Annotated in this window: 17 protein-coding genes; 9 read left to right on the forward strand and 8 right to left on the reverse strand. The window is 65.2% G+C overall.

The window, feature by feature from the left end; genetic code table 11:
* Positions 1-42 precede the first annotated feature (42 nt).
* Positions 43-696 (reverse strand): HAD family hydrolase, encoded by a 654-nt coding sequence (locus THL1_RS01470; RefSeq protein ID WP_069081619.1) that lies wholly within the window; start codon positions 694-696, stop codon positions 43-45.
* A gap of 145 nt (positions 697-841) precedes the next feature.
* Here THL1_RS01470 and THL1_RS01475 point away from each other — a divergent pair, with 145 nt between their 5' ends.
* Both THL1_RS01475 and ptsP read left to right on the forward strand, forming a co-directional pair.
* The gene (locus THL1_RS01475; protein ID WP_083246036.1) at positions 842-1321 is read left to right on the forward strand and encodes an RNA pyrophosphohydrolase; all 480 of its coding nucleotides are present in this window, start codon (positions 842-844) and stop codon (positions 1319-1321) included.
* Positions 1322-1343: 22 nt separating this feature from the next.
* Positions 1344-3623: a phosphoenolpyruvate--protein phosphotransferase gene (gene ptsP, locus THL1_RS01480; RefSeq protein WP_069081621.1), complete on the forward strand. Its 2280-nt coding sequence runs from the start codon at positions 1344-1346 to the stop codon at positions 3621-3623.
* Positions 3624-3816: 193 nt separating this feature from the next.
* Here the strand turns inward: ptsP and THL1_RS01485 are convergent, their stop codons facing one another.
* The 7 genes from THL1_RS01485 to gshB all read right to left on the reverse strand — a co-directional run bounded on the left by THL1_RS01485 (position 3817) and on the right by gshB (position 9700).
* Complete coding sequence (locus tag THL1_RS01485; protein ID WP_069081622.1) at positions 3817-5088, reverse strand: dihydroorotase; 1272 nt, start codon at positions 5086-5088, stop codon at positions 3817-3819.
* Positions 5088-6095 (reverse strand): aspartate carbamoyltransferase catalytic subunit, encoded by a 1008-nt coding sequence (locus THL1_RS01490; RefSeq protein ID WP_069081623.1) that lies wholly within the window; start codon positions 6093-6095, stop codon positions 5088-5090. Before THL1_RS01490 ends, THL1_RS01485 begins: the two co-directional genes overlap by 1 nt.
* Before the next feature lie 37 nt (positions 6096-6132).
* Positions 6133-6645 (reverse strand): bifunctional pyr operon transcriptional regulator/uracil phosphoribosyltransferase PyrR, encoded by a 513-nt coding sequence (pyrR, locus tag THL1_RS01495; RefSeq protein WP_069081624.1) that lies wholly within the window; start codon positions 6643-6645, stop codon positions 6133-6135.
* Between the two features lie 22 nt (positions 6646-6667).
* Positions 6668-7108, reverse strand: a complete 441-nt coding sequence (gene ruvX / locus THL1_RS01500; RefSeq protein ID WP_069081625.1) for a Holliday junction resolvase RuvX — start codon at positions 7106-7108, stop codon at positions 6668-6670.
* Entirely contained in the window at positions 7108-7674 is a 567-nt protein-coding gene (locus tag THL1_RS01505) for a YqgE/AlgH family protein (RefSeq protein ID WP_069081626.1), read from the reverse strand. The genes ruvX and THL1_RS01505 overlap by 1 nt, the downstream gene beginning before the upstream one ends.
* Positions 7675-7787: 113 nt before the next feature.
* A complete protein-coding gene (locus THL1_RS01510) occupies positions 7788-8681 on the reverse strand; it encodes an energy transducer TonB (protein WP_069081627.1) in 894 nt (297 codons plus the stop codon).
* Between the two features lie 56 nt (positions 8682-8737).
* On the reverse strand, positions 8738-9700 hold the full coding sequence (gene gshB, locus THL1_RS01515; RefSeq protein ID WP_069081628.1) for a glutathione synthase: 963 nt from the start codon (positions 9698-9700) through the stop codon (positions 8738-8740).
* 267 nt (positions 9701-9967) lie between these two features.
* Between gshB and pilG the strand changes: the two genes are divergently transcribed.
* From pilG to THL1_RS01550, 7 genes are all read left to right on the forward strand, one after another.
* Positions 9968-10375, forward strand: coding sequence for a twitching motility response regulator PilG (gene pilG, locus THL1_RS01520; RefSeq protein ID WP_003455569.1), 408 nt, complete (start codon positions 9968-9970; stop codon positions 10373-10375).
* A 45-nt stretch (positions 10376-10420) separates the two neighbouring features.
* The gene (gene pilH, locus THL1_RS01525) at positions 10421-10786 is read left to right on the forward strand and encodes a twitching motility response regulator PilH (RefSeq protein ID WP_069081629.1); all 366 of its coding nucleotides are present in this window, start codon (positions 10421-10423) and stop codon (positions 10784-10786) included.
* Between the two features lie 56 nt (positions 10787-10842).
* Complete coding sequence (locus tag THL1_RS01530; RefSeq protein WP_069081630.1) at positions 10843-11379, forward strand: chemotaxis protein CheW; 537 nt, start codon at positions 10843-10845, stop codon at positions 11377-11379.
* Positions 11380-11519: 140 nt separating this feature from the next.
* Entirely contained in the window at positions 11520-13568 is a 2049-nt protein-coding gene (locus THL1_RS01535; RefSeq protein WP_069081631.1) for a methyl-accepting chemotaxis protein, read from the forward strand.
* A 62-nt stretch (positions 13569-13630) separates the two neighbouring features.
* Complete coding sequence (locus tag THL1_RS01540; RefSeq protein WP_069086377.1) at positions 13631-14491, forward strand: protein-glutamate O-methyltransferase; 861 nt, start codon at positions 13631-13633, stop codon at positions 14489-14491.
* A gap of 9 nt (positions 14492-14500) precedes the next feature.
* The gene (locus THL1_RS01545; protein WP_069081632.1) at positions 14501-22147 is read left to right on the forward strand and encodes an Hpt domain-containing protein; all 7647 of its coding nucleotides are present in this window, start codon (positions 14501-14503) and stop codon (positions 22145-22147) included.
* Complete coding sequence (locus THL1_RS01550) at positions 22144-23163, forward strand: chemotaxis protein CheB (protein ID WP_069081633.1); 1020 nt, start codon at positions 22144-22146, stop codon at positions 23161-23163. The genes THL1_RS01545 and THL1_RS01550 overlap by 4 nt, the downstream gene beginning before the upstream one ends.
* The last annotated feature ends 3 nt before the right edge of the window (positions 23164-23166 follow it).

The raw sequence follows: 23166 nt of genomic DNA on the forward strand, positions 1-23166 counted from the left end.
TACGAGGTCGTTGGTGCGCATGGTGTTCCCTACTGTTTCGCCCTAGCGCAGGGATATTACCGGCCAGCCGCGCTGCTCGGCTTCGGTACGCAGCTTCGGGTCTGGGTCTACGGCGATCGGACGGGTCACCTGTTCCAGCAGGGGCAGGTCGTTCAGCGAGTCGCTGTAGAAGCTGCTGTCTTCCAGGTTGAATCCGGTTTCTTCGAGCCAGCGGGCGAGGCGGGTCACCTTGCCTTCGCGGAAGCAGGGCACGTCGGTGGTGCGGCCAGTGTAGCGGCCATCGGCCATTTCGCACTCGGTGGCCAGCAGGGTTTCGACGCCCAGGCGGCTGGCGATCGGCGCGGTGACGAAGCGGTTGGTGGCGGTGATGATCAGCAGCTTGTCGCCGGCTGCCCGGTGCTCGGCCAGCAGGGCTTCGGCCTTGGGCAGGATGATCGGCTCGATGCAGTCGCGCATGAACTCGCGGTGCCACTGGTCGAGTTGCACCCTGTCGGTACGTCCGAGGATTTCCAGGCTGAAGTTCAGGTAGTCCTGAATGTTCAGGCGGCCGGCCAGGTAGTCCTGATAGAACTCATCGTTGCGCGCTTTGTAGGCAATCCCGTCGAGAATGCCGCGTTCGCAGAGGTAATCCCCCCAGGCGTGGTCGCTGTCGCCAGCCAGCAGGGTATTGTCGAGGTCGAAAAGAGCCAGGCGCACGTCGTTATTCCTTGCATCGAAGCGTCGAAGGGCGGCCAGAATAGCCGCTTTGAGCGGAGCTGCCCATCGCGCTAAAGGCTCGCATTGCTGCATTTACGGGCTTTATGGAACAATGCCGTAACATGCGTTTGCGAGGTTGAGTGCCGTGATCGATTCCGATGGTTTTCGCCCGAATGTCGGCATCATTCTCGCCAATGATGCCGGGCAGGTGCTTTGGGCCCGGCGTATCAACCAGGATGCCTGGCAGTTCCCGCAAGGCGGGATCAATCCGCGGGAGACGCCAGAAGAGGCGCTTTACCGGGAGTTGAATGAAGAAGTTGGCCTGGAACAGCAGGATGTGAAGATTCTTGCCTGCACCCGTGGCTGGTTGCGCTATCGTCTGCCCCAGCGCCTGGTGCGCACCAACAGCCAGCCGCTGTGTATTGGCCAGAAACAGAAGTGGTTCCTGCTGCGTTTGCAGTCGGACGAGAACAAGGTACGGATGGACCTGACCGGCAAGCCCGAGTTCGATGGCTGGCGCTGGGTCAGTTACTGGTACCCGTTGGGGCAGGTGGTGACCTTCAAGCGTGAAGTCTATCGCCGAGCCCTCAAGGAACTAGCACCGCGCCTCCTGGCGCAAGACTGACCCGGAGAAAGGCTGCCTAGCCATGCTCAACACGCTGCGCAAGATCGTCCAGGAAGTGAACGCCGCCAAGGATCTGAAGGCGGCGTTGGCGATCATTGTGCAACGGGTAAAGGAGGCCATGGGCAGCCAGGTCTGCTCGGTCTATCTGATGGACCCGGAGTCCAACCGCTTCGTGCTCATGGCCACCGAGGGCCTGAACAAACGCTCCATCGGCAAGGTCAGCATGGCCCCCAACGAAGGCCTCGTGGGGCTGGTGGGCACCCGCGAGGAACCGCTGAACCTCGAACACGCCGCCGATCACCCCCGTTACCGCTACTTCGCCGAAACCGGTGAAGAGCGCTTCGCCTCCTTCCTTGGTGCCCCGATCATCCACCACCGCCGGGTGATGGGCGTACTCGTGGTGCAGCAAAAGGAGCGCCGTCAGTTCGACGAAGGCGAGGAAGCCTTCCTCGTCACCATGAGCGCGCAGCTCGCCGGCGTTATCGCCCATGCCGAGGCCACCGGCTCCATCCGCGGCCTGGGCCGCCAGGGCAAGGGTACCCAGGAAGCCAAGTTCGTGGGTGTGCCTGGTGCGCCTGGCGCGGCGGTGGGCAAGGCCGTGGTGGTGTTGCCGCCTGCCGATCTGGAAGTGGTGCCCGATCGCGCGGTGGATGACATCGAAGCCGAGGTCGAGCGCTTCAAGCAGGCCCTGGAGGCAGTGCGCGAAGACATGCGCCGGCTCTCCAGCAAGCTGGAAACCCAGTTGCGTCCCGAGGAGCGCGCCCTCTTCGATGTTTACCTGATGATGCTCGACGACGCCTCCATCGGCATGGAGGTGAAACGCGTGATCCGCACCGGCCAGTGGGCCCAGGGCGCGCTGCGCCAGGTGGTGATGGAGCACGTGACCCGTTTCGAACTGATGGACGATGCCTACCTGCGCGAGCGTGCGTCCGACGTCAAGGACCTCGGTCGCCGCCTGCTCGCCTACCTGCAGGAAGAGCGCAAGCAGAACCTGGTCTACCAGGAGAACACCATCCTGGTCAGCGAGGAGCTGTCCCCGGCCATGCTCGGCGAAGTGCCGGAAGGCAAGCTGGTGGGCCTGGTCTCGGTGCTGGGTTCGGGTAACTCCCACGTCGCCATCCTTGCCCGCGCCATGGGCATTCCCACCGTTATGGGCGTGGTCGACCTGCCGTATTCCAAGGTCGACGGCATCGAGATGATCGTCGACGGCTACCACGGCGAAGTCTTCACCAACCCGTCGGCCGAACTGCGCAAGCAGTACAGCGACGTGGTGGAAGAGGACCGCCAGCTGGTCAAGGGCCTGGATGCCCTGCGCAGCCTGCCCTGCGAAACCCTGGACGGCCAGCGCATGCCGTTGTGGGTCAACACGGGCCTGCTCGCCGACGTGACCCGTGCCCAGGAGCGCGGCGCCGAAGGCGTCGGCCTGTATCGCACCGAAGTGCCGTTCATGATCAACGAGCGCTTCCCCAGCGAAAAAGAGCAGCTCGCCATTTACCGCGAGCAGCTCGCTGCCTTCCATCCGTTGCCGGTGACCATGCGTACCCTGGACATCGGCGGCGACAAGGCCCTGTCCTATTTCCCGATCAAAGAAAGCAACCCGTTCCTCGGCTGGCGGGGCATACGCGTAACCCTCGACCACCCGGAAATCTTCCTGGTCCAGGTGCGCGCCATGCTCAAGGCCAGCGAAGGCCTGGACAACCTGCGCATCCTGCTGCCGATGATTTCCGGCACCCATGAGCTGGAAGAGGCCCTGCATCTTATCCACCGTGCCTGGGGCGAGGTGCGTGACGAGGGCGTGGACATCCCGATGCCGCCGGTTGGCGTGATGATCGAGATCCCCGCTGCCGTGTACCAGACCAAAGAACTTTCGCGCCAGGTGGACTTCCTTTCGGTGGGTTCCAACGACCTGACCCAGTACCTGCTGGCGGTGGACCGCAACAATCCGCGCGTGGCGGACCTCTACGACTACCTGCATCCGGCCGTGCTGCAAGCGCTGAAGAAGGTGGTGGACGACGCCCATGCCGAAGGCAAGCCGGTGAGCATCTGCGGCGAGATGGCGGGCGATCCGGCTGCCGCCGTGCTGTTGCTGGCCATGGGCTTTGACAGCCTGTCGATGAACGCCACCAACCTGCCCAAGGTGAAGTGGCTGCTGCGCCAGGTCACCATGACCAAGGCCAAGGAATTGCTGGCGCAACTGTTGGCCATCGACAACCCGCAGGTTATCCACAGCTCGCTGCATCTCGCCCTGCGCAACCTGGGTCTCGGTCGGGTGATCAACCCGGCCTCGACCATCCAGACCTGAGGCGCGGCGTAGCGATGCACGCCAGATAGGGTATCGAGTCATTGCTGAAACGTCTGGACGATGGCCTTTACCAGGCCAAGCAGTGGCGTAATTGCATCGCGCCCTGCTGAGTCGTCTTTCGTTCAGCGTTACCCTGAGCAGCACCCGGAATGAAAACGCCCGCCAATCGGCGGGCGTTTTCATGTCGTGTGCATCAACTCTGGAAGATGATTCGGCCGTCCACCAGGGTGTAGCGCACCTGGCCCGGCAGGCAGTGGCCGATGAAGGGGCAGTTGTCGCCCTTGGATTTCCAGGTCTCGCCCGCCAGCGTGGAGGCTTGCGGGTCGAACAACACCAGGTCTGCCGGAGCGCCCACGGCCAGGCGGCCGGCAGGCAAGCGCAGGGCGCGGGCCGGGCCGGCGGTCAGGCGGGCGAGCAGCGTCGGCAGATCGAGCAGGCCGTCCTGCACCAGCGTCATGGCCAGCGGCAGCAGCAGTTCCACACTGCTGATGCCCGGCTCGGTGGCGCCGAATGGCGCGAGCTTGGCATCCGGCTCATGCGGCTGGTGGTGGCTGGCAATGGCCGAGATCACGCCGCTCTTCACCGCTTCGCGCAGGCCGTCGCGGTCGGCACGGGCGCGCAGCGGCGGCTGCACGTGGTAGAGGCTGGAAAAATCGATCAGCGCTTCGTCGGTAAGGATCAGCTGGTACATGGCCACATCGGCGGTCACCGGCAGGCCACGGGCCTGGGCCTGGGCGATCATCTCGGCACCACGGGCGCTGGTGATCTGGCTGAAGTGCGCGCGCACGCCGCTTTGCTCCACCAACAGCAGGTCGCGGGCCAAGGCCACGGTCTCGGCGGTTTCCGGAATCCCGGCCAGGCCCAGGAAGCTGGCGGTCGGGCCTTCATGGGCGAGGCCGCCCTCGGCCAGGGAGGCGTCCAGGGAGTGGAAGACCACAGTGAGGTCGAAGGTAGCGGCGTATTCCAGGGCGCGGCGCTGGACACGGTTGCTGGCGAAGGTGGCCAGGCCGTTGCCGAAGGCCACGCAGCCGACGTCGCGCAGGGCCACCAGTTCGGACAGCTGTTCGCCAGCCAGGCCCTTGGTCAGTGCGCCGATGGGGAAAACCTTGGCGTTACCGGCTTCCTGGGCGCGGTCAAGGATCAGCTCGGCCACGGCCGGGGTATCCAGCACCGGCCGGGTCAGGGGCGGGCAGCAGAGGCTGGTGACGCCACCGCTCACGGCGGCCAGGGTTTCGCTGGCGATGCTACCTTTGCGGCTGTAGCCCGGCTCGCGCAGGGCAACGGAGAGGTCCACCAGGCCAGGGGCGGCCACCAGGCCCGCGGCATCGAGGGTCTTGTCCGCCTGGAAGCCGGCCGGCGCTTGGCCGAGGGCGGCGACCTTGCCGCCTTCGAGGAAGAGGTCGGTGACCTGGTCGTGGCCGCTGGCCGGGTCGATCAGGCGGGCGCCGAGGATGTGGGTACGCATCAGTTCAGCTCCTCGGCGTCCTGGTTGAGTTGGCGTTGCGCGGCCTGTCCGCTCATGGCCATGGAGAGCACCGCCATCCGCACGGCGATGCCGTAGGTGACCTGGTTGAGGATCACCGATTGGGCGCCGTCGGCCACGGCGGACTCGATTTCGACGCCGCGGTTGATCGGGCCGGGGTGCATGACGATGGCGTCCGGCTTTGCCAGTGCCAGGCGCTGGGTGCTGAGGCCGTAGAGCTTGTAGAACTCGCCCTCACTGGGCAGCAGGCCGCCCTGCATGCGCTCGCGTTGCAGGCGCAGCATGATGACCACGTCCACATCCTTCAGGCCTGCGGCGAGGTCGGTATAGACCTTCACGCCATACTGCTCCACGCCCACCGGGATCAGGGTTTTCGGCCCGATCACGCGAATGTCCGGGCAGCCGAGGGTGCGCAGGGCGAGCATGTTCGAGCGGGCTACGCGCGAGTGCAGGATGTCACCGACTATGGCCACCGAGAGGTTCTCGAAGCTGCCCTTGTGGCGACGGATGGTGAGCATATCGAGCATGCCCTGGGTCGGGTGCGCGTGGCGGCCGTCACCGCCGTTGATGATGGCCACGTCCGGGCACACGTGCTCGGCGATGAAGTGGGCGGCGCCGGAGTCGGCGTGGCGCACCACGAACATGTCGGCCGCCATGGCCTCCAGGTTGCGCAGGGTGTCGAACAGCGTTTCGCCTTTGCTGGTGGAGGAGGTGGAGACGTTGAGCGTGATGACGTCGGCGGACAGGCGTTGGGCTGCCAGCTCGAAGGTTGTGCGGGTGCGGGTGGAGTTCTCGAAGAACACGTTGCACACCGTCTTGCCACGCAACAGCGGGACTTTCTTCACCGCGCGGGCGCCGACTTCGAGGAAGGAGTCGGCGGTGTCGAGGATTTCCGTCAGCAGCTCGCGGGGCAGACCGTCGAGCGAGAGGAAGTGGCGCAGCTGGCCCTGGTCGTTGAGCTGCAGCGGGCGCTTGGCGTCTGTCGGCATGGGGCAGGCCCTGAAAGGTTACGAGAATTCGGAAGGGTCAGGCGTGTGAAGCGAGGTCCTGACGCTTGAGGGTGAGCGGCGTGGGGCCGAGCAATTTTACCCGTTCCGTGGCGCCCAGGGACAGGGTTGCACCGACCACGTCGGGGCGGACCGGCAGCTCGCGGGCATTGAGGTCGAGCAGGCAGACCAGCGTCACGCTGGCCGGGCGGCCGTAGTCGAAGAGCTCATTGAGGGCGGCACGTACGGTACGGCCGCTCATGAGCACGTCATCGATCAGCACCAAGTGCTGGCCTTCGACTTCGAACGGTAGCGCGGAGGGGCGCACCTGCGGGTGCAGGCCGCTCTGGGTGAAGTCATCGCGATAGAACGACACGTCCAGGGTGCCCATCGGGCCGGACTCGCCCAGCTGTTCCAGCAGCGCCTGGGCGACCCACACGCCGCCCGTGCGGATACCGATGTAGCGTGGTTCGGCGATGTTGCGGGACTTCAGGTGGGCTTTCAGGTCGCTGGCCATCCTCGGCAGCAGCTCGGCGGGGTTGGGCAGGGTCATCGGCGGTCCTCGCGTTCTGGAATCAGGAAGTTGCGGAGTTTTCGGCCAGCCAGCCTTCCAGCAGCAGGGCGGCGGCCAGGGCGTCCACCGGGCGCTCGCGGTAGCCGTCGCGCTGCCCCTGGGCCAGTCGCTGGCCTTTGGCCTCGAAGGTGGTCAGGCGCTCGTCGTGGGTGAATACCGGGAGATTGAAGCGGCCGTTCAGGCGCCGGGCGAATTTTTCCGCGCGGGCGCTCATCTCGCTGGGGGTGCCGTCCATGTTCAATGGCAGACCGACGACGATGGCATCGGGCTGCCATTCGCGGATCAGGGCTTCGACCTGCTGCCAGTCCGGCACGCCGTTCTGGGCCTTCAGGACTTTCAGCTCGCGGGCCTGGCCGGTTACGGCCTGGCCGACGGCGACGCCGATCTGTCGGGTGCCGTAATCGAAGCCGAGCAGCAGGCGCAGGGGCTTGGGCTCAGCCATCAGGCGTGCCCGGCCTGGGCGGTGAGCAAGCTGAGGTTCACGCCCAGGCGCGCGGCAGCGGCGGCGAGGCGCTGTTCGGACGGGGTGTCGAAGAGAATGGACAGGTCCGCCGGGCAGGTCAGCCAGGCGTTGTCGCTCAGTTCGGCCTCCAGCTGGCCGGCGTCCCAGCCCGCGTAGCCGAGGGCGACCAGGCTTCTCTGCGGGCCGCCGCCATCGGCGATGGCAAAGAGCGCGTCCTGGGAGGTGGAGAGGGCCAGTTCGCCGAGTTCCAGGGTGGCCTGGAAGCTGTGGCCGGTGGGGTGCAGGACGAAACCGCGATCAGTCTGTACCGGGCCGCCGGCGTAGATGGGCAGGCCCTGGCAGCGCGCCGGCGGGGTGATTTCCGGACGCAGCTGCTCCAGCACGTCGCTCAGGCTGAGGCCGTTGGGGCGGTTGATCACCAGGCCCATGGCGCCCTGCTCGTTGTGCTCCACCAGATAGGTGAGGGTCTGGGCGAAGTTCGGATCGGCCATGTGCGGCATGGCGATCAGGAAGTGGTGCTTGAGGTAGCTGGGTGCGCTTTTCATGTCAGCTAGTTTCAGGCTTAAGACGGCAGGCTTCAAGCGGCAAGGCTGCGGCGTGATCACGCGCGTCGCGGGGGCCTTGTTGAAAGCCTAGAGCCTATCCCGGCTCGCCGCTTTCAGTTGCTCGACAGGCGGTCGCCGCGCTCGAAACGCCAGGTGCGAATGATTTCCAGGCGGTCGATGTCCGCCAGGTCGCCGGTGAAGGGGGCGAAGGGGGCGGCGAGCCGGACGATACGCATGGCGCCCTGGTCCAGCACCGGCTGGCCGGAGGACTCCAGTACCTGCACTTCATACAGGGTGCCATCCCGGTTGATCGATACCAGCAGTCGCAGGTTGCCGTAGATGCGCTGGCGGCGGGCTTCATCCGGGTAGTTGAGGTTGCCGACGCGTTCGATCTTCTTGCGCCACTCTTCCTTGTACCAGGCGCCCTTGTCGCGCATGGTCGAGGCCGCGTTGAGGCGATGGATGCGCGGACGCTTGGCGTAGAGCTGGCGCTCCTTGTCCAGTTCGGCTTCCAGGCTGGCGATCTCGGCGGACAGCTGCGAACTGTCGAAGGTCAGCGCCGGCTTACTCTCGGGCTGCGGCTTGGTCTGCTCGCGCTTGATCGTGGTTTTCTGGGGTTGCGGGCTCTTGGTTGCCACCGCGGCCTTGGGTGCCTCCTTCTTCGGCGCCTGGGGCGGCGCGGTGGGCGGCGTGGTCTTGCGGATTTCCTTGTCCTGGAACGGCGCCTGCTCAGTGGTCTTGGGCGTCGCCTTGTGCTCCAGCGTGCCGCTGCCCTGCTGGTTGGCCTGGGCCAGGAAGTCGGCCTTCTTCGGCTTTTCCTCGCTCTTGAAGGTGGCCAGGGTGATTTCCAGTGTCTTGCTGATCTGCTGAGGGTCGGCGACGGTGAAGCCGACTCCGAGGATCAGGGCGACATGCAGCACGGCGGCGACGAACAGGGTAAAGCCCAGCCGATCCGCCGGGCGTACGTCGGCGGACGGTAGGGTGGAGGTATTCACGGCTGCGTTCATCGACAGTCAGCTTGCTTCAGATAGCGGCGCAGTCTGCCGAGCGCCCGCATAAAAGTCTATGAAGCACTCCGCGCCTCGAGCTTGATGGCGATCGCATCCATCAGGCGCTCGCCGATGCGCGTGCCATAGGCGTTATCGATCTCGCGGATGCAGGTGGGGCTGGTGACGTTGATTTCGGTGAGGTGCTCGCCGATCACGTCCAGGCCGACGAACAGCAGGCCTTTTTCCCGCAGGGTCGGTCCGACGATGGCGGCGATCTCGCGGTCGCGTTCGCTCAGCGGGCGAGCCTCGCCCCGACCGCCAGCGGCGAGGTTGCCACGTGTCTCGCCTGCCGCGGGAATGCGAGCCAGGCAATAGGGCACCGGTTCACCATCGATCATCAGGATGCGCTTGTCGCCGTCCTTGATCGCCGGCAGGTAGCCCTGCGCCATGATCTGCTGGTTGCCGTGGGCAGTCAGGGTCTCGAGGATCACCGAGAGGTTCGGGTCGCCGGCGCGGTGGCGGAAGATCGAGGAACCGCCCATGCCATCAAGGGGTTTGAGAATGATGTCACGCTGTTCTTCGGCAAACTCGCGCAGAATGTCCGCTCGTCGGCTGACTACGGTCGGCGGTGTGCACTGGGGGAACAGGGTGGCGAAGAACTTCTCGTTGCAGTCGCGAAGGCTCTGCGGGCGATTGACCACCAGCACGCCGGCACGTTCGGCTTGTTCCAGCAGGTAGGTGGAGTAGACGAACTCGTTGTCGAAGGGCGGGTCCTTGCGCATCAGGATCACGTCCAGTTCCGCCAGCGGGGTGTCGGCTTCGGCTTCCAGCTCGAACCAGTGCCCGGGGTCGAGGAATACCTTCAGTGGGCGCATGCGCGCGCGAGCTTCACCGTTTTTCTGGTATAGGTCCTGCTGCTCCATATAGAACAGTGACCAGCCGCGCTCCTGGGCGGCCAGCAGCATGGCCAGGGAGCTGTCCTTCTTGAAGGAGATTTGCGCAATGGGGTCCATGACGATTCCGAGGCGAACGCTCATGGGGGGTCTCCGCAACAGGTTTCAAGGGGCTCGCGGAACGCGGCGGGCCGGTTGGATAAGGCGCTCAGGGTGGCGCCGGCATTGATTGTGGTCAAGGAAAAAACCTTCCCGAGATTGGGGAGAATCGCAGATGCGGAGGCCGTGTAGCTTGCGTCTGGAGACTGTGCTAAAAAGGCCCGACGATTGGGTCGCAGCCCGTCGGTTGCAGGGCCTCAGGCACATATATAAAGCAGAATAACGACTCACCGAGGCGATGATAGGGCGAACATGGAACAGCATTCCGAGGGTTTGAAAGTCATGGTGATCGACGACTCGAAAACGATTCGTCGCACGGCCGAGACTCTGCTCAAGAAGGTGGGGTGCGAGGTCATCACCGCAGTCGACGGTTTCGATGCCCTGGCCAAGATTGCCGATTCCCACCCGAACATCATCTTCGTCGACATCATGATGCCGCGCCTGGACGGGTATCAGACCTGCGCCCTGATCAAGAACAACAGTGCTTTCAAATCCACCCCGGTGATCATGCTGTCCTCCAAGGACGGCCTGTTCGACAAGGCCAAGGGTCGCATCGTCGGTTCCGATCAGTACCTCACCAAGCCTTTCAGCAAGGAAGAGCTGCTCGGCGCGATCAAGACTCACGTCCCCGATTTCACCCCGGTGGAGCAAGCCTCCTGAAGTCCGGCCTGATGGCCGGTGAAGCCTTTCCGTATGGGGAACACTATGGCTCGTATTCTGATTGTTGATGACTCGCCGACCGAGATGTACAAGCTGACTGCCATGCTCGAGAAGCACGGTCACCAGGTACTCAAGGCCGAGAATGGCGCCGATGGGGTGGCCCTGGCGCGCCAGGAGAAGCCGGACGCCGTCCTGATGGATATCGTGATGCCCGGCCTCAATGGTTTCCAGGCGACCCGTCAACTGACCAAGGACGCCGACACCAGCCACATTCCGGTGATCATCGTCACCACCAAGGACCAGGAAACCGACAAGGTCTGGGGCAAGCGCCAAGGCGCCAAGGACTACCTGACCAAACCGATCGAAGAAGACACCCTGATCAAGACCCTGAATGCGGTACTGGCCGGCTGAATGCCACGCCGGTTGCCGGACGCATAATTATTAGAAACAGGCCAAGGCCGGTCGCCATGTCGGATTCGCAGACTCCCTTCCAGCTCCTATTCGAAATCGACCAGCGCTGTCGCGCGCTGGCGGCGGGTCTGCCTGCGCAAAAGCAGGTGGTGCAGAGCTGGAGCGGCATCGGTTTCCGCATGGGCGAGCGCTTGTTCGTGGCGCCCATGGGCGAGGTCAGCGAAGTGCTGCACGAGCCGCGGCACACCTCGTTGCCGGGTGTGAAAACCTGGGTCAAGGGGGTGTCCAACGTGCGTGGGCGCCTGTTGCCCGTCATGGACTTGTGCGGCTTCTTCGGCAGCGAACTGTCGCCGCTGCGCAAGCAACGCCGTGTCCTGGTGGTGGACTACCAGGAGATCTTTGCCGGCCTGATCGTCGACGAAGTCTTCGGCATGCAGCATTTTCTGGTCGATGCCTTCAGCGAGGCGTTGCCTCCGCTGGAAGCCAGCATCCAGCCCTTCATCCACGGTGTTTTCCATCGCGAGCAGCCCTGGCTGGTGTTCAGCCCGCACGCGCTGGCCCAGCACCAGGCGTTTCTCGAGGTGGCTGTCTAGATTCGACGCGAAGCGCCTGACGCTTCGCGCTGGTCACCGGGACAGCGTTCCCGGGGCCGAGGCTTCAAGGTTGGGCCGGCTCTGCCGGCCCTTTGGCGTTACATGGGAATACAGTGGTTGGTCCAGGCGGGGGCCCGATAATGAAAAGACTGAACGCAGGCAATCTGTTTTCCGGGGTGCGCAGTACGTCGTTGATCGCCGGACTCTTCGTGGTCCTGATCATCGCCATCGTGCTGCTGTTCGCGAACTTCGCGTACCTCAACACCCAGGCTAACTACGACAAGGAATACATCAGCCACGCAGGTGAGCTGCGCGTGCTGTCCCAGCGTATTGCCAAGAACTCCAGTGAATCCGCAGCGGGCAAGGCCGAAGCCTTCGCCCTGCTGAAGGACGCGCGTAACGACTTCGAGACGCGCTGGAACCACCTGGTCAAGGGCGACGCCGCCACCGGCCTGCCTGCCGCACCGGTCGCCGTGAAGGGCGAGATGGATGCCGTGCAGAAAGACTGGGACAGCCTGCGCAAGAACGCCGACGCCATCCTGGCCAGCGAACAGACCGTACTTTCCCTGCACCAGGTAGCCGCTACCCTGGCCGAAACTATTCCGCAGCTGCAGGTCGAGTACGAGGAAGTGGTCGACATCCTCCTCGAAAGCGGCGCGCCCGCCAGCCAGGTTTCCGTGGCCCAGCGCCAGTCGCTGCTGGCCGAACGTATCCTTGGCTCGGTGAACAAGGTGCTGGCCGGTGACGAAGACTCCGTGCAGGCCGCCGACATGTTCGGCCGCGACGCCAGCCTGTTCGGCCGCGTACTGAACGCGATGCTCGAAGGCAACGCGGCGATGGAGATTTCCAAGGTCACCAACACCGAGGCGCTGGAGCGCCTGCAGGAGATTTCCGAACTCTTCGAATTCGTGTCCGGCTCGGTGGACGAGATTCTCGAAACCTCGCCTGAACTCTTCCAGGTCCGTGAGTCCGCCAACACTATCTTCACCGGTTCCCAGACCTTGCTGGACAAGGCTTCCGGGCTGACCAGCGGCTTCGAGAACCTGGCCTCCGGCCGTGGCCTGAACACCCTGGCCGGCTACGTGCTGGGCGCCCTGGCCCTCGGCTCGATCATCCTGATCGGCCTGGTGATGGTGCAGAGCACCCGCAACCGCCTGGCCGAAACCGCTGCGAAGAACGAACGTAACCAGGCTGCGATTCTGCGTCTGCTCGACGAAATCGCCGACCTCGCCGACGGTGACCTGACGGTAGCCGCGACCGTAACCGAGGACTTCACCGGTGCGATCGCGGACTCCATCAACTACTCCATCGACCAGCTCCGCGAGCTGGTGGAAACCATCAACCTGACCGCCGTGCAGGTGGCCGCCGCCGCCCAGGAAACCCAGGCCACCGCCATGCACCTGGCCGAGGCTTCCGAGCACCAGGCCCAGGAAATCGCCGGCGCCTCCGCCGCGATCAACGAAATGGCCGTGTCCATTGACCAGGTATCGGCGAACGCCTCCGAGTCCTCTGCGGTAGCGGAACGTTCCGTAGCCATCGCCAACAAGGGCAACGAAGTGGTGCACAACACCATCACCGGCATGGACAACATCCGTGAGCAGATCCAGGACACCTCGAAGCGAATCAAGCGCCTCGGTGAATCGTCCCAGGAGATCGGTGACATCGTGAGCCTGATCAACGACATTGCCGACCAGACCAACATCCTCGCCCTTAACGCTGCGATCCAGGCCTCCATGGCCGGTGACGCGGGCCGCGGCTTCGCCGTGGTAGCGGACGAGGTACAGCGCCTCGCAGAACGTTCCTCCGCCGCGACCAAGCAGATCGAGGCCCTGGTGAAGACCATTCAGACCGACACCAACGAAGCGGTTATCTCCATGGAGCAGACCACTTCCGAAGTGGTCCGCGGTGCCCGCTTGGCCCAGGACGCCGGTGTGGCCCTGGAAGAGATCGAGAAGGTATCCAAGACGCTCGCGGCACTCATCCAGAACATCTCCAACGCCGCTCGTCAGCAAGCGTCCTCGGCTGGCCATATCTCCAACACCATGAACGTGATCCAGGAGATCACGTCGCAGACCTCGGCGGGTACCACCGCCACTGCGAAGAGCATCGGTAACCTGGCGAAGATGGCAAGCGAGATGCGCAAGTCGGTTTCCGGCTTCAAGCTGCCGGAAACCGAGGAAATAGCCTGACCAGGGGAGGCGCCGCGGCCTGAGGCTGCGGCACGATGGCCATGAATCAAGGGCACGACAGCATGCAGCCAGGCGGCGTCTGGGCCTTGAAACCCCTGGCCGACATGACGACAGCGGAATTCCACGATTGGCAGAAGCTGCTCGAGGAACGCACCGGCGTGGTGGTCAACGAGCAGCGCCGCTCCTTCCTGCAGGCCAATCTCAGTGCGCGCATGCGCGAATTGGACGTGCAGGACTACGCCAGCTACTACCGCCAGGTCACCGACGGCCCGCGGGGCGCGGTGGAATGGTCGACCCTGCTGGACCGCCTGACGGTGCAGGAGACCCGATTCTTTCGTCATGGGCCTTCCTTCGAGCACCTTGCCCACTACTTGCGCGGGCGCGTCGAAGCAGGCCTGGAACGTCCCCTGGAAATCTGGAGCGTGGGCTGCTCCAGCGGTGAAGAACCTTATTCCCTGGCCATGGTGGCGGCCGAGGCGCTTGCCGATACCTGGCAGCCGGATTGCTTCGGCGTGACCGGTACCGATATCAGCCTCAACGCCCTGGCCAAGGCCCGTGAGGGCCTGTATGGCGCCCGGCGCCTGGAACAGCTGGAGGCGCGACTCGCCAAACGCTATTTCCAGGCCCAGGACGATGGCCGTTACAAGGTAGTGCCGAGCCTGGCCGCACGCGTGTGCTGTGCCCGGCTCAATGTGCTGGAACTGGCGAAGGCGCCAATGTCCGGCATGGACGTAATTTTCTGTCAGAACCTGTTGATCTACTTCCGCCGCTGGCGCCGCCGGGACATCCTCAATCGCCTGGCCGAGCGCCTGGCGCCAGGAGGCCTGATGGTGCTGGGTGTGGGCGAAGTAGTGGGTTGGCAGCATCCGGACCTCGAACCGGTGCCCAATGAACAGATTCTGGCATTCACCCGGAAGGGATAGCAGACGGCTATGACTGATCGGCACGACTACGTCGCCCTCGAGTGGGTCAAGGGCGAGATCGCGGAAACCCTGAAGCAGGCACGGCAGGCTCTCGAGGCCTTTGTCGAAAACCCGCAGGACCCGACGCGCATGCGTTTCTGCCTGACCTATATCCACCAGGTCCAGGGCACGCTGCAGATGGTCGAGTTCTACGGCGCGGCTCTGCTCGCCGAGGAAATGGAGCGTCTGGCCCAGGCCCTGATGGAAGGCCGGGCGGCCAACCGGGGCGAGGCCCTGGAAGTGCTGATGCAGGCCATCCTGCAGCTGCCGCCCTACCTGGATCGCATCCAGAGCGCGCGCCGGGACCTGCCGATGGTCCTGCTGCCGCTGCTCAACGACCTGCGCGCCGCCCGCGGCGACAACCTGCTGTCGGAAACCAGCCTGTTCGCGCCGGACCTGTCCAGCGTGATGCCGGCGCTGTCCATGGACAGCCTGGCGCGCATGCGTACGGCCGAGCTGCCGGTGCTGCTGCGCAAGCTGCGGCAAATGCTGCAGACCGCCCTGGTAGGCGTGATCCGTAACCAGGACCTGGCGACCAACCTAGGCTACATGGCGCGAGTCTTCGCTCGCCTCGAATCCCTCTGTCAGGACGCGCCGCTTGGTCCGCTCTGGCAGATCGCCTCCGGTCTCGTGGAAGGCCTGGCCAACGGCAGCGTGGTCAACGGCTCCTCAGTGCGCAACCTACTGCGTCAGGTGGACAAGGAACTCAAGCGCCTGCTGGATCAGAGCGCTGACGGGTTCAACCAGGCCGCCCCGGAAGACCTGGTGAAGAACCTGCTCTTCTACATCGCCAAGGCCCCGGCGCAGTCGCCGCGCATCCGCGCCCTCAAGGAACGCTACCGCCTCGATGAAGCCCTGCCGGACACCGCCGTGGTGGACGAGGAACGCGCCCGTCTGGCCGGCCCCGACCGCGATGCCATGCGTTCCGTGGTCACCGCGCTGTGCGAAGAGCTGGTGCGGGTCAAGGACAGCCTGGACCTCTTCGTGCGCAGCGACCGCAGTGGCGTTGCCGAACTGGACTCCCTGTTGCCGCCGCTCAAGCAGATTGCCGACACCCTGGCGGTGCTGGGTTTCGGCCAGCCGCGCAAGGTCATCCTCGACCAGATTGACGTGATCCACAGCCTGTCCCTCGGCCAGCGTGAGCCGAGTGACGCGGTGCTGATGGACGTGGCCGGCGCGCTGCTTTACGTGGAAGCCACCCTGGCCGGCATGGTCGGCCCGGCGGCGGAGGGCGCGGCCGAAGAAAGCCACCTGCCCACCACCGATGTGGCGCAGATTCACCAACTGGTGATCAAAGAGGCGCGCAACGGCCTGGAGCAGGCCAAGGACGCCATCATCGAGTTCATTGCCTCGCAGTGGAACCACGAACACCTGGCCCGTGTGCCGGAACTGCTGACCCAGGCCCGAGGCGGCCTGGCGATGATCCCGCTGCCGCGCGCCGCTGCCCTGCTGGAAGCGTGCAACCGCTATATCCAGGAGCAACTGCTGGCCCGCAAGGCCGTGCCCAACTGGCAGAGCCTGGACACCCTGGCCGACGCCATCACCAGCGTCGAGTACTACCTTGAACGCCTTTCCGAGGACCACGCCGCCCAGGGCGACCTGATCCTCGACGTGGCCGAGGAAAGCCTGGACGCGCTGGGTTATCCGCTGCAGGAAAAACCCTCCATCCTCGATCGCGAGGACGAGGAAGAACCCCTGGCGCCCCTGGCCGATCCCCTGCAGGAAATCGAAGTCCTGGCCGCTGAAGAGTCGGAACTGAGCCAGCACCTGGATCTGGATGACGCCCCCGAAGCTGCCTTGCCGCAGGCCGAGATGCTGTCCTTCGAAGATATCCCGGCCCTGAGCGAAACTGCGCCGGCCGCCGAAAGCGAGTTGCTGGTGGCCGATGACAACTGGACCCTGGGCGAGCTGGAAGCCGAGCCCGCGTCCGACAGCATCGATTTCAGCCTCGATGCCCCGTTGGAGCTGGCCGCCGTCGCGCCGCAAGTGGAGATCGAGCGGGAACTGCTGGTCTCCGATGACAACTGGAGCCTGGGTGAACTGGAGGCCGAGCCTGCCGCCGAAAGCATCGACCTCAGCCTCGACGCACCGTTGGAGCTGAGCGCGCCGGTCATGCAACTTGCCGAAGGCGAGCCCTTGCCGAGCCTGGACCTGACCGAACTGGACAGCCTGCCGGCCGAGACCGACGTGCCGGTGGCCGGCGATGACGAGCTGCTGGACTTCAGTCTCGACGCGCCGCTGGAGTTCGGCGATGGCCAGCCGCTGCCGAGCTTCGACCTGGCCGATCTGGAAGAGCTGCCGCCAGCGTTGCCGGGGGATCCGGTTGGCCTCGATATGCCGCTGGAGAGCGCCGAAGCGCTGCCGAGCCTGGACCTGGACGAACTGGAAGTTCTGCCCGCCGCCGATCCGGTGGCCGAGCTGGACGCACTGAACCTCGAAGACCTGCCGGCGCCGCTGGAGTGGGACGAAGCTGCCCTGGCAGAGCTTGGTCTGCCGGAAGTGGAACTGCCCAGCGCCCCGGAAACGGCGCCGGTGGAAGCCGCAGCCGCCGAGCGCCCGATGTCCCTGGCCGAAGTCATGTCCGCGCCGATGCCCGCATTCAACCCGCCGGCCCGTGAGGTGCCGCCGAGTCTGTTGCCGCCGCCCGCCGACGAAGAACCCGTGGAAGACGAGTTGCAGGAAGTCTTCATCGAAGAAGCCGGCGAAGTGCTGGAAACCCTGGCCATCTACCTGCCGCGCTGGTATGCCGACAGCCACGACCGTGATGCCCTGGGTGAAGTGCGCCGTGCCTTCCATACCCTGAAAGGCAGCGGTCGCATGGTTCGTGCCCTGGTGATCGGGGAGCTGAGCTGGTCGATCGAGAACCTGTTGAACCGCGTACTGGATCGCAGCATCGAAGCTGGAACGCCCGTGCAGAACGTGGTGCAGGACGTGGTCGACCTGCTGCCCGCGCTGGTCGAGGAGTACGCTGCCAAGGCCCAGCGCCAGCGCGACGACGTCGACCTGCTGGCTGCGACCGCCCATGCCCTGGCCAAAGGGCAAAACCTCCCAAAAACTGACGCCCCGGGTTCAGAGCAGGCCGTCGAGCCCGTGGGCGAGTCGCACGATCCTGTCATCACCGAGTCGGGTGAGGCGCTGGACCCGCAGCTCCTGGAGATATTCCGCAACGAAGCGGAACTCCACCTGGAAACTCTGGCCAGCTTCATCAGGGCCTGCGAACAGGAGCTGCCCCAGTCGGTCAACGACGATCTCCAGCGCGCCTTGCACACCCTCAAGGGCAGCGCGCACATGGCCGGCATCCTGCCGATCGCCGAGATCGCCACGCCGCTGGAGAAGCTGGCCAAGGAGTACAAGACCAACCTCCTCAGCATCGATCTCTCCGAGACTGAGTTGCTGCGCGAGGCGATGAGCCTGCTGCAGCAGGGCGTGGCCCAACTGGACAGCGCGCCGCTGGCGCCCATTCCGGGTACCGAAGCGCTGCTGGAACGCATCCACCGACTGCACCAGGGTCGCCTGGACGCGGCCCATGCCGCGCGCCGTGACGACAAGGGCGAAGCGCGCGACCCGCAGATGATTTCCCTGTTCCTCGCCGAGGGCATGGACATCCTGCTGGATGCCGAGGACTTGCTGCGCCGCTGGCGCGAGCATCCGTCCGAGCGCCAGGAACTGGGCGCGCTGCTGGAAGAGCTGAGCACCCTGGGCCGTGGCGCCGAGATGGCCGAGCTGCCGCAGATCGAAGAACTCTGCGAAGCCCTGCTGGACGTCTATGGTGCGGTGGACGAAGGCAGCCTGCCGGTCAGTGAGCGCTTCTTCAGCGAAGCCGAGGCGGCCCACGAAGCCCTGATCGGCATGATGGATCAGGTGGCCGCGGCCATGGAGGTCAGTCCCTGCCCCGAGCGGGCGCAGGCGCTGCGCAACCTGCTGCAGGAAGTGGTCGACCCCCTCGCCCTGGCGCTGCTGGAGCCCGGCGGCGCCGCCGACCTGGACATCGATGAACTGGATGCCGGCGACGTCGACTGGGCGCTAGCCGAGGACCGTCCGCCGCTGCCTGAGCTGCAGGAAGAGCCGCTGGCCCTGCGGGAGGTCGCGTTGGCGGAACTGGCGGCGTTCGATCCTGAACAGGAACCGGATGCCGCGCCGCTGGACGCGGTCCCGGCTGAGCTGGATGAGGAAATGGTCGCCATCTTCCTCGAAGAAGCGGTGGACATCCTCGATAGCGCCGGCAAGGCGCTGGAGCGCTGGCTCGGCGAGCCGGGCAACAATCCGGCGCTGCTGGCTTTGCAACGTGACTTGCACACCCTGAAGGGTGGGGCCCGTATGGCCGAGATTCGCCCTATTGGCGATCTCGCCCATGAACTCGAGTCCCTTTACGAGGGCTTGGTGGACCGCCGCTACAGCCATTCGCCACGCCTGGCCAAGCTGTTGGAGACGAGCCACGACTGCCTCGCCGGCCTGTTGGAACAACTGCAGGCGCGCCGGGTTCTGATCGATCCGCTGCAGCTGATCCAGGACATTCGCGGCTTCCGCCAGGGCGGCGCGCAAAGCCTTTCGGCCGCCGTTGTGCAGCCGTTGCCGGATCTCGACGCCTTCGATGACGAACTGCTCCAAGACGAAGGGATCGAGCAGGAGGCGGCCATCGAGCTGAACACCCCGTTCGACGCCGCCAACGACGAGCTGGCGGACGAGGTTATCGCAGTGGATCCTGTTGCCGCGCAATCCATAGCCACGGAACCCAATGCCGAAACGTCGCTGGCCGCGTTGCTGGATATCAGCACCGCCGAAGCGTCGGTCGTCCAGGCTGCGCCAGAAGTGCACGCGTTCGACAGCGACCAGGATCCGGAGCTGGTGGAAATCTTCCTCGAAGAAGGTTTCGATATTCTCGACAGCGCCGGCGCCGCCTTGCAGCGCTGGATCGAAGCCCCGGACAACAGCCTCGAAGTCGAGGCCCTGCAACGTGACTTGCACACCCTCAAGGGCGGTGCGCGCATGGCCGAGATCAGCCCCATCGGCGACCTCGCCCATGAACTGGAATTCCTCTACGAAGGCCTTTGTGGCGGCCGTCTGCGTGCCAGCCCGGCGCTCTTTGGCCTGCTTCAGGCCTGCCAGGATCGCCTGAGCGAAATGCTCGAAGCGGTGCGCGCGCGCCGTTCGCTGCCCGATGGCTGCGCGCTGATCGAAGCCATCCAGCGCTGGCGCGCCAACCCCGATGAACAGCTGAGCATGCCCAGCAGCGTGCGCCTGCAGCCGGCCGTGGAAGACAACCTGGAGGCTGTGGCCGAGGCGGATATCCTCGACATCTTCCTGGAAGAGGCCGACGACCTGCTGGAGTCCATGGATGCCGCCATTGGTCGCTGGGAAGAAGAGCGCGGGGAAAATAGCCACTTCGACGAGCTGCTGCGTGTCCTGCACACCCTCAAGGGCGGCGCGCGGCTGGCCGGGCAGAAACGTCTGGGCGATCTTACCCATGACCTGGAACAACACCTGATCGAGGCCCAGCAGCAGGGGGCGCCCTGGCCGGAAAGCCTGTTCCTCGATGTGCAGTCCGGCTACGAAGGCCTTCAGGCCGAACTGGAGGAACTGCGCCAGCAGCTCGATCAGAGCCTGGTAGAAGACCTGCCGGCTGCGGCTCCGGTGCCGAGCCCGGTGGACATGCCGCAGCTCAACAGCCCGATCGTGGCCGCCAGCGTGCAGCCGCAGGCGCTCAGCGAAGAGCGTGTGCTGCCCTTCGTGCTGCGCGCCCGGGAAGCCGCCCAGGAGGCTGCCGCGCGCCGCGCGCCTCAGGAGTTGGTGAAAGTGCCGGCGGAGCTGCTGGAGGGTCTGGTCAACCTGGCGGGCGAAACCTCGATCTTCCGTGGTCGGGTCGAGCAGCAGGTCAGCGACTTCAGCTTCACCCTGAGCGAGATGGAAGCCACCATCGAGCGGGTGCGCGACCAGTTGCGCCGACTCGACACCGAGACCCAGGCGCAGATTCTCAGCCGCTACCAGGCTGAGGCCGAGCGCGCGGGCTACGAGGAGTTCGACCCGCTGGAAATGGACCGCCACTCCCAGTTGCAGCAGCTGTCGCGTGCCTTGTTCGAGTCTGCGTCCGACTTGCTCGACCTGAAGGAAACCCTGGCGGCGAAGAACCGCGACGCGGAAACCCTGCTGCTGCAACAGGCGCGGGTGAACACCGAGTTGCAGGAAGGCCTGATGCGCACCCGCATGGTGCCCTTCGACCGTCTGGTACCGCGCCTGCGCCGGATCGTCCGGCAGGTGGCCAGTGAACTCGACAAGCAAGTCGAATTCATCGTCGGCAACGCCGAGGGTGAAATGGACCGCACCGTGCTCGAACGCATGGTGGCGCCGCTGGAACACATGCTGCGCAACGCCGTCGACCACGGTATCGAACATGCTGAAGCGCGCCGTGCCAACGGCAAGCCGGACACCGGCACCATCCGCCTGAACCTCGGGCGCGAGGGTGGCGACATCGTGCTGACCCTGGCTGACGACGGTGCCGGCATCAAGCTCGACGCGGTGCGCCGCAAGGCCATCGAGCGCGGCATGATGGACTCCGAGTCCGATCTGTCGGACCACGAGGTGCTGCAGTTCATCCTCGAGCCGGGCTTCTCCACCGCCGACAAGGTCACGCAGATTTCCGGCCGTGGTGTCGGTATGGACGTGGTGCATTCCGAGGTGAAACAACTCGGCGGCACCATGAGCATCGACTCCGCGCCGGGCGAGGGCAGCCGCTTCCTTATCCGCCTGCCTTTCACAGTGTCGGTCAACCGCGCGTTGATGGTGCTCTCCGGCGAAGACCTCTACGCCATCCCGCTGAACACCATCGAAGGTATCGTGCGGGTTTCGCCCTACGAGCTGGAAGCCTACTACCAGCCGGATGCGCCGCGCTTCGAATACGCCGGGCAGAACTACGAGCTGAAGTACCTGGGCGACCTGCTGGACAATGGCCAGCAACCCAAACTGGTCGGGCAAAGCCTGCCACTGCCGGTGATCCTCGTGCGTTCCAGCGAGCACGCCGTGGCGGTGCAGGTGGACGCCTTGGTGGGCTCCCGCGAAATCGTGGTGAAGAGCCTCGGTCCGCAGTTCGCCGGGGTCCATGGCATCTCCGGTGCGACCATCCTCGGCGACGGCCGCGTGGTGGTGATTCTCGACCTGCTGGCGACCATTCGTTCGCGCCATGCGCACCTGGTATTGCCCCAACTGCGTTCGGCCAGCGCCAACCTGCTGCCGGTCGATGTGGACGTCGAGCGTCCGCCGCTGGTGATGGTGGTGGACGACTCGGTGACCGTACGCAAGGTCACCAGCCGCCTGCTGGAGCGCAACGGCATGAACGTGCTCACCGCCAAGGACGGGGTGGACGCTATCGCCCTGCTGCAGGAGCAGCGTCCGGACATCATGCTGCTGGACATCGAAATGCCGCGCATGGACGGCTTCGAGGTGGCCACGCTGGTGCGCCACGATGAGCGCCTGAAGGACCTGCCGATCATCATGATCACCTCGCGTACCGGCGAGAAACACCGTGAGCGCGCCATGGCCATCGGCGTCAACGACTATCTGGGCAAGCCCTATCAGGAATCGCTGCTGCTCGAAACCATCCAGCATCTGGTCAAACGGACATGACAGAGAAGACTTCTGCACGCATCGCCGTGCTCGCCGATACCTCGCTGCAGCGCCATGTGCTGCAGCAGGCGCTGACCGGAAATGGCTACCAGGTGGTGCTCAACAGCGACCCCGCCCGTCTCGATGAAGAGGCCCTGGCCGCCTGCGCGGCGGACCTCTGGCTGGTGGACCTGGCGCTTTCCGAAGATTCGCCCCTGGTAGACAGCCTGCTGGAGCACGCCAGCGCACCGGTGCTGTTTGGCGAGGGCCATGCGCCGGAACGTCATTCCGAGCACTACCCACGCTGGGAGCGGCGGCTGTTCGGCAAGCTGAAAAACCTGGTGGGCGATCCGGCGGTGGCGGTAGGCCCGAGCCTGCAAACTCTGCTGGCCGAAGCCCAGCGTCCGGCACGCCTGGAGCTGCCCAAGGCCCTGGCCGACACCCCGCTGGTGGCCGGCGAGCCAGCGCGCCAGGTCTGGCTGCTGGCGGCCTCCATGGGCGGGCCGGCGGCAGTCAAGGCGTTCCTCGATGCCTTGCCGGGTGGCCTGCCGATCGGTTTTCTCTACGCCCAGCACATCGACCCCAGTTTCGAAAGCGTGCTGCCCCAGGCGGTCGGCCGCCACAGCCAGTGGCACGTGAATCCGGCGCGTCCCGGCGACGCCGTGCGTTGCGGCGAGGTGGTGGTTGTGCCGATCAGCCGCGAACTGAATTTCTCCGACGATGGCAGCATGTTGGCCTGCGACCGCCCCTGGCCGGAGCCCTACAGCCCCTCCATCGATCAGGTGATGCTCAACCTGGCCCAGCATTACGGCGCCCAATGTGGCGTCATCGCCTTCAGCGGCATGGGTAGCGATGGCAGTGCCGCCGCCGCCTACCTGCGCCGCCAGGGTGGACTGATCTGGACCCAGAGCGCCGCCAGTTGCGCCTGCCCGAGCATGCCGGACAGCCTGCGCGAAGGCGGCTACAGCAGCTTCAGCGGCGAGCCGCGTGAACTGGCGGCAGCGCTGGTCGAACATCTGGCCGCACAGTGCGGCTAACCC

The sequence above is a fragment of the Pseudomonas sp. TCU-HL1 genome (assembly GCF_001708505.1).
In the GTDB taxonomy this organism is placed as follows: domain Bacteria; phylum Pseudomonadota; class Gammaproteobacteria; order Pseudomonadales; family Pseudomonadaceae; genus Metapseudomonas.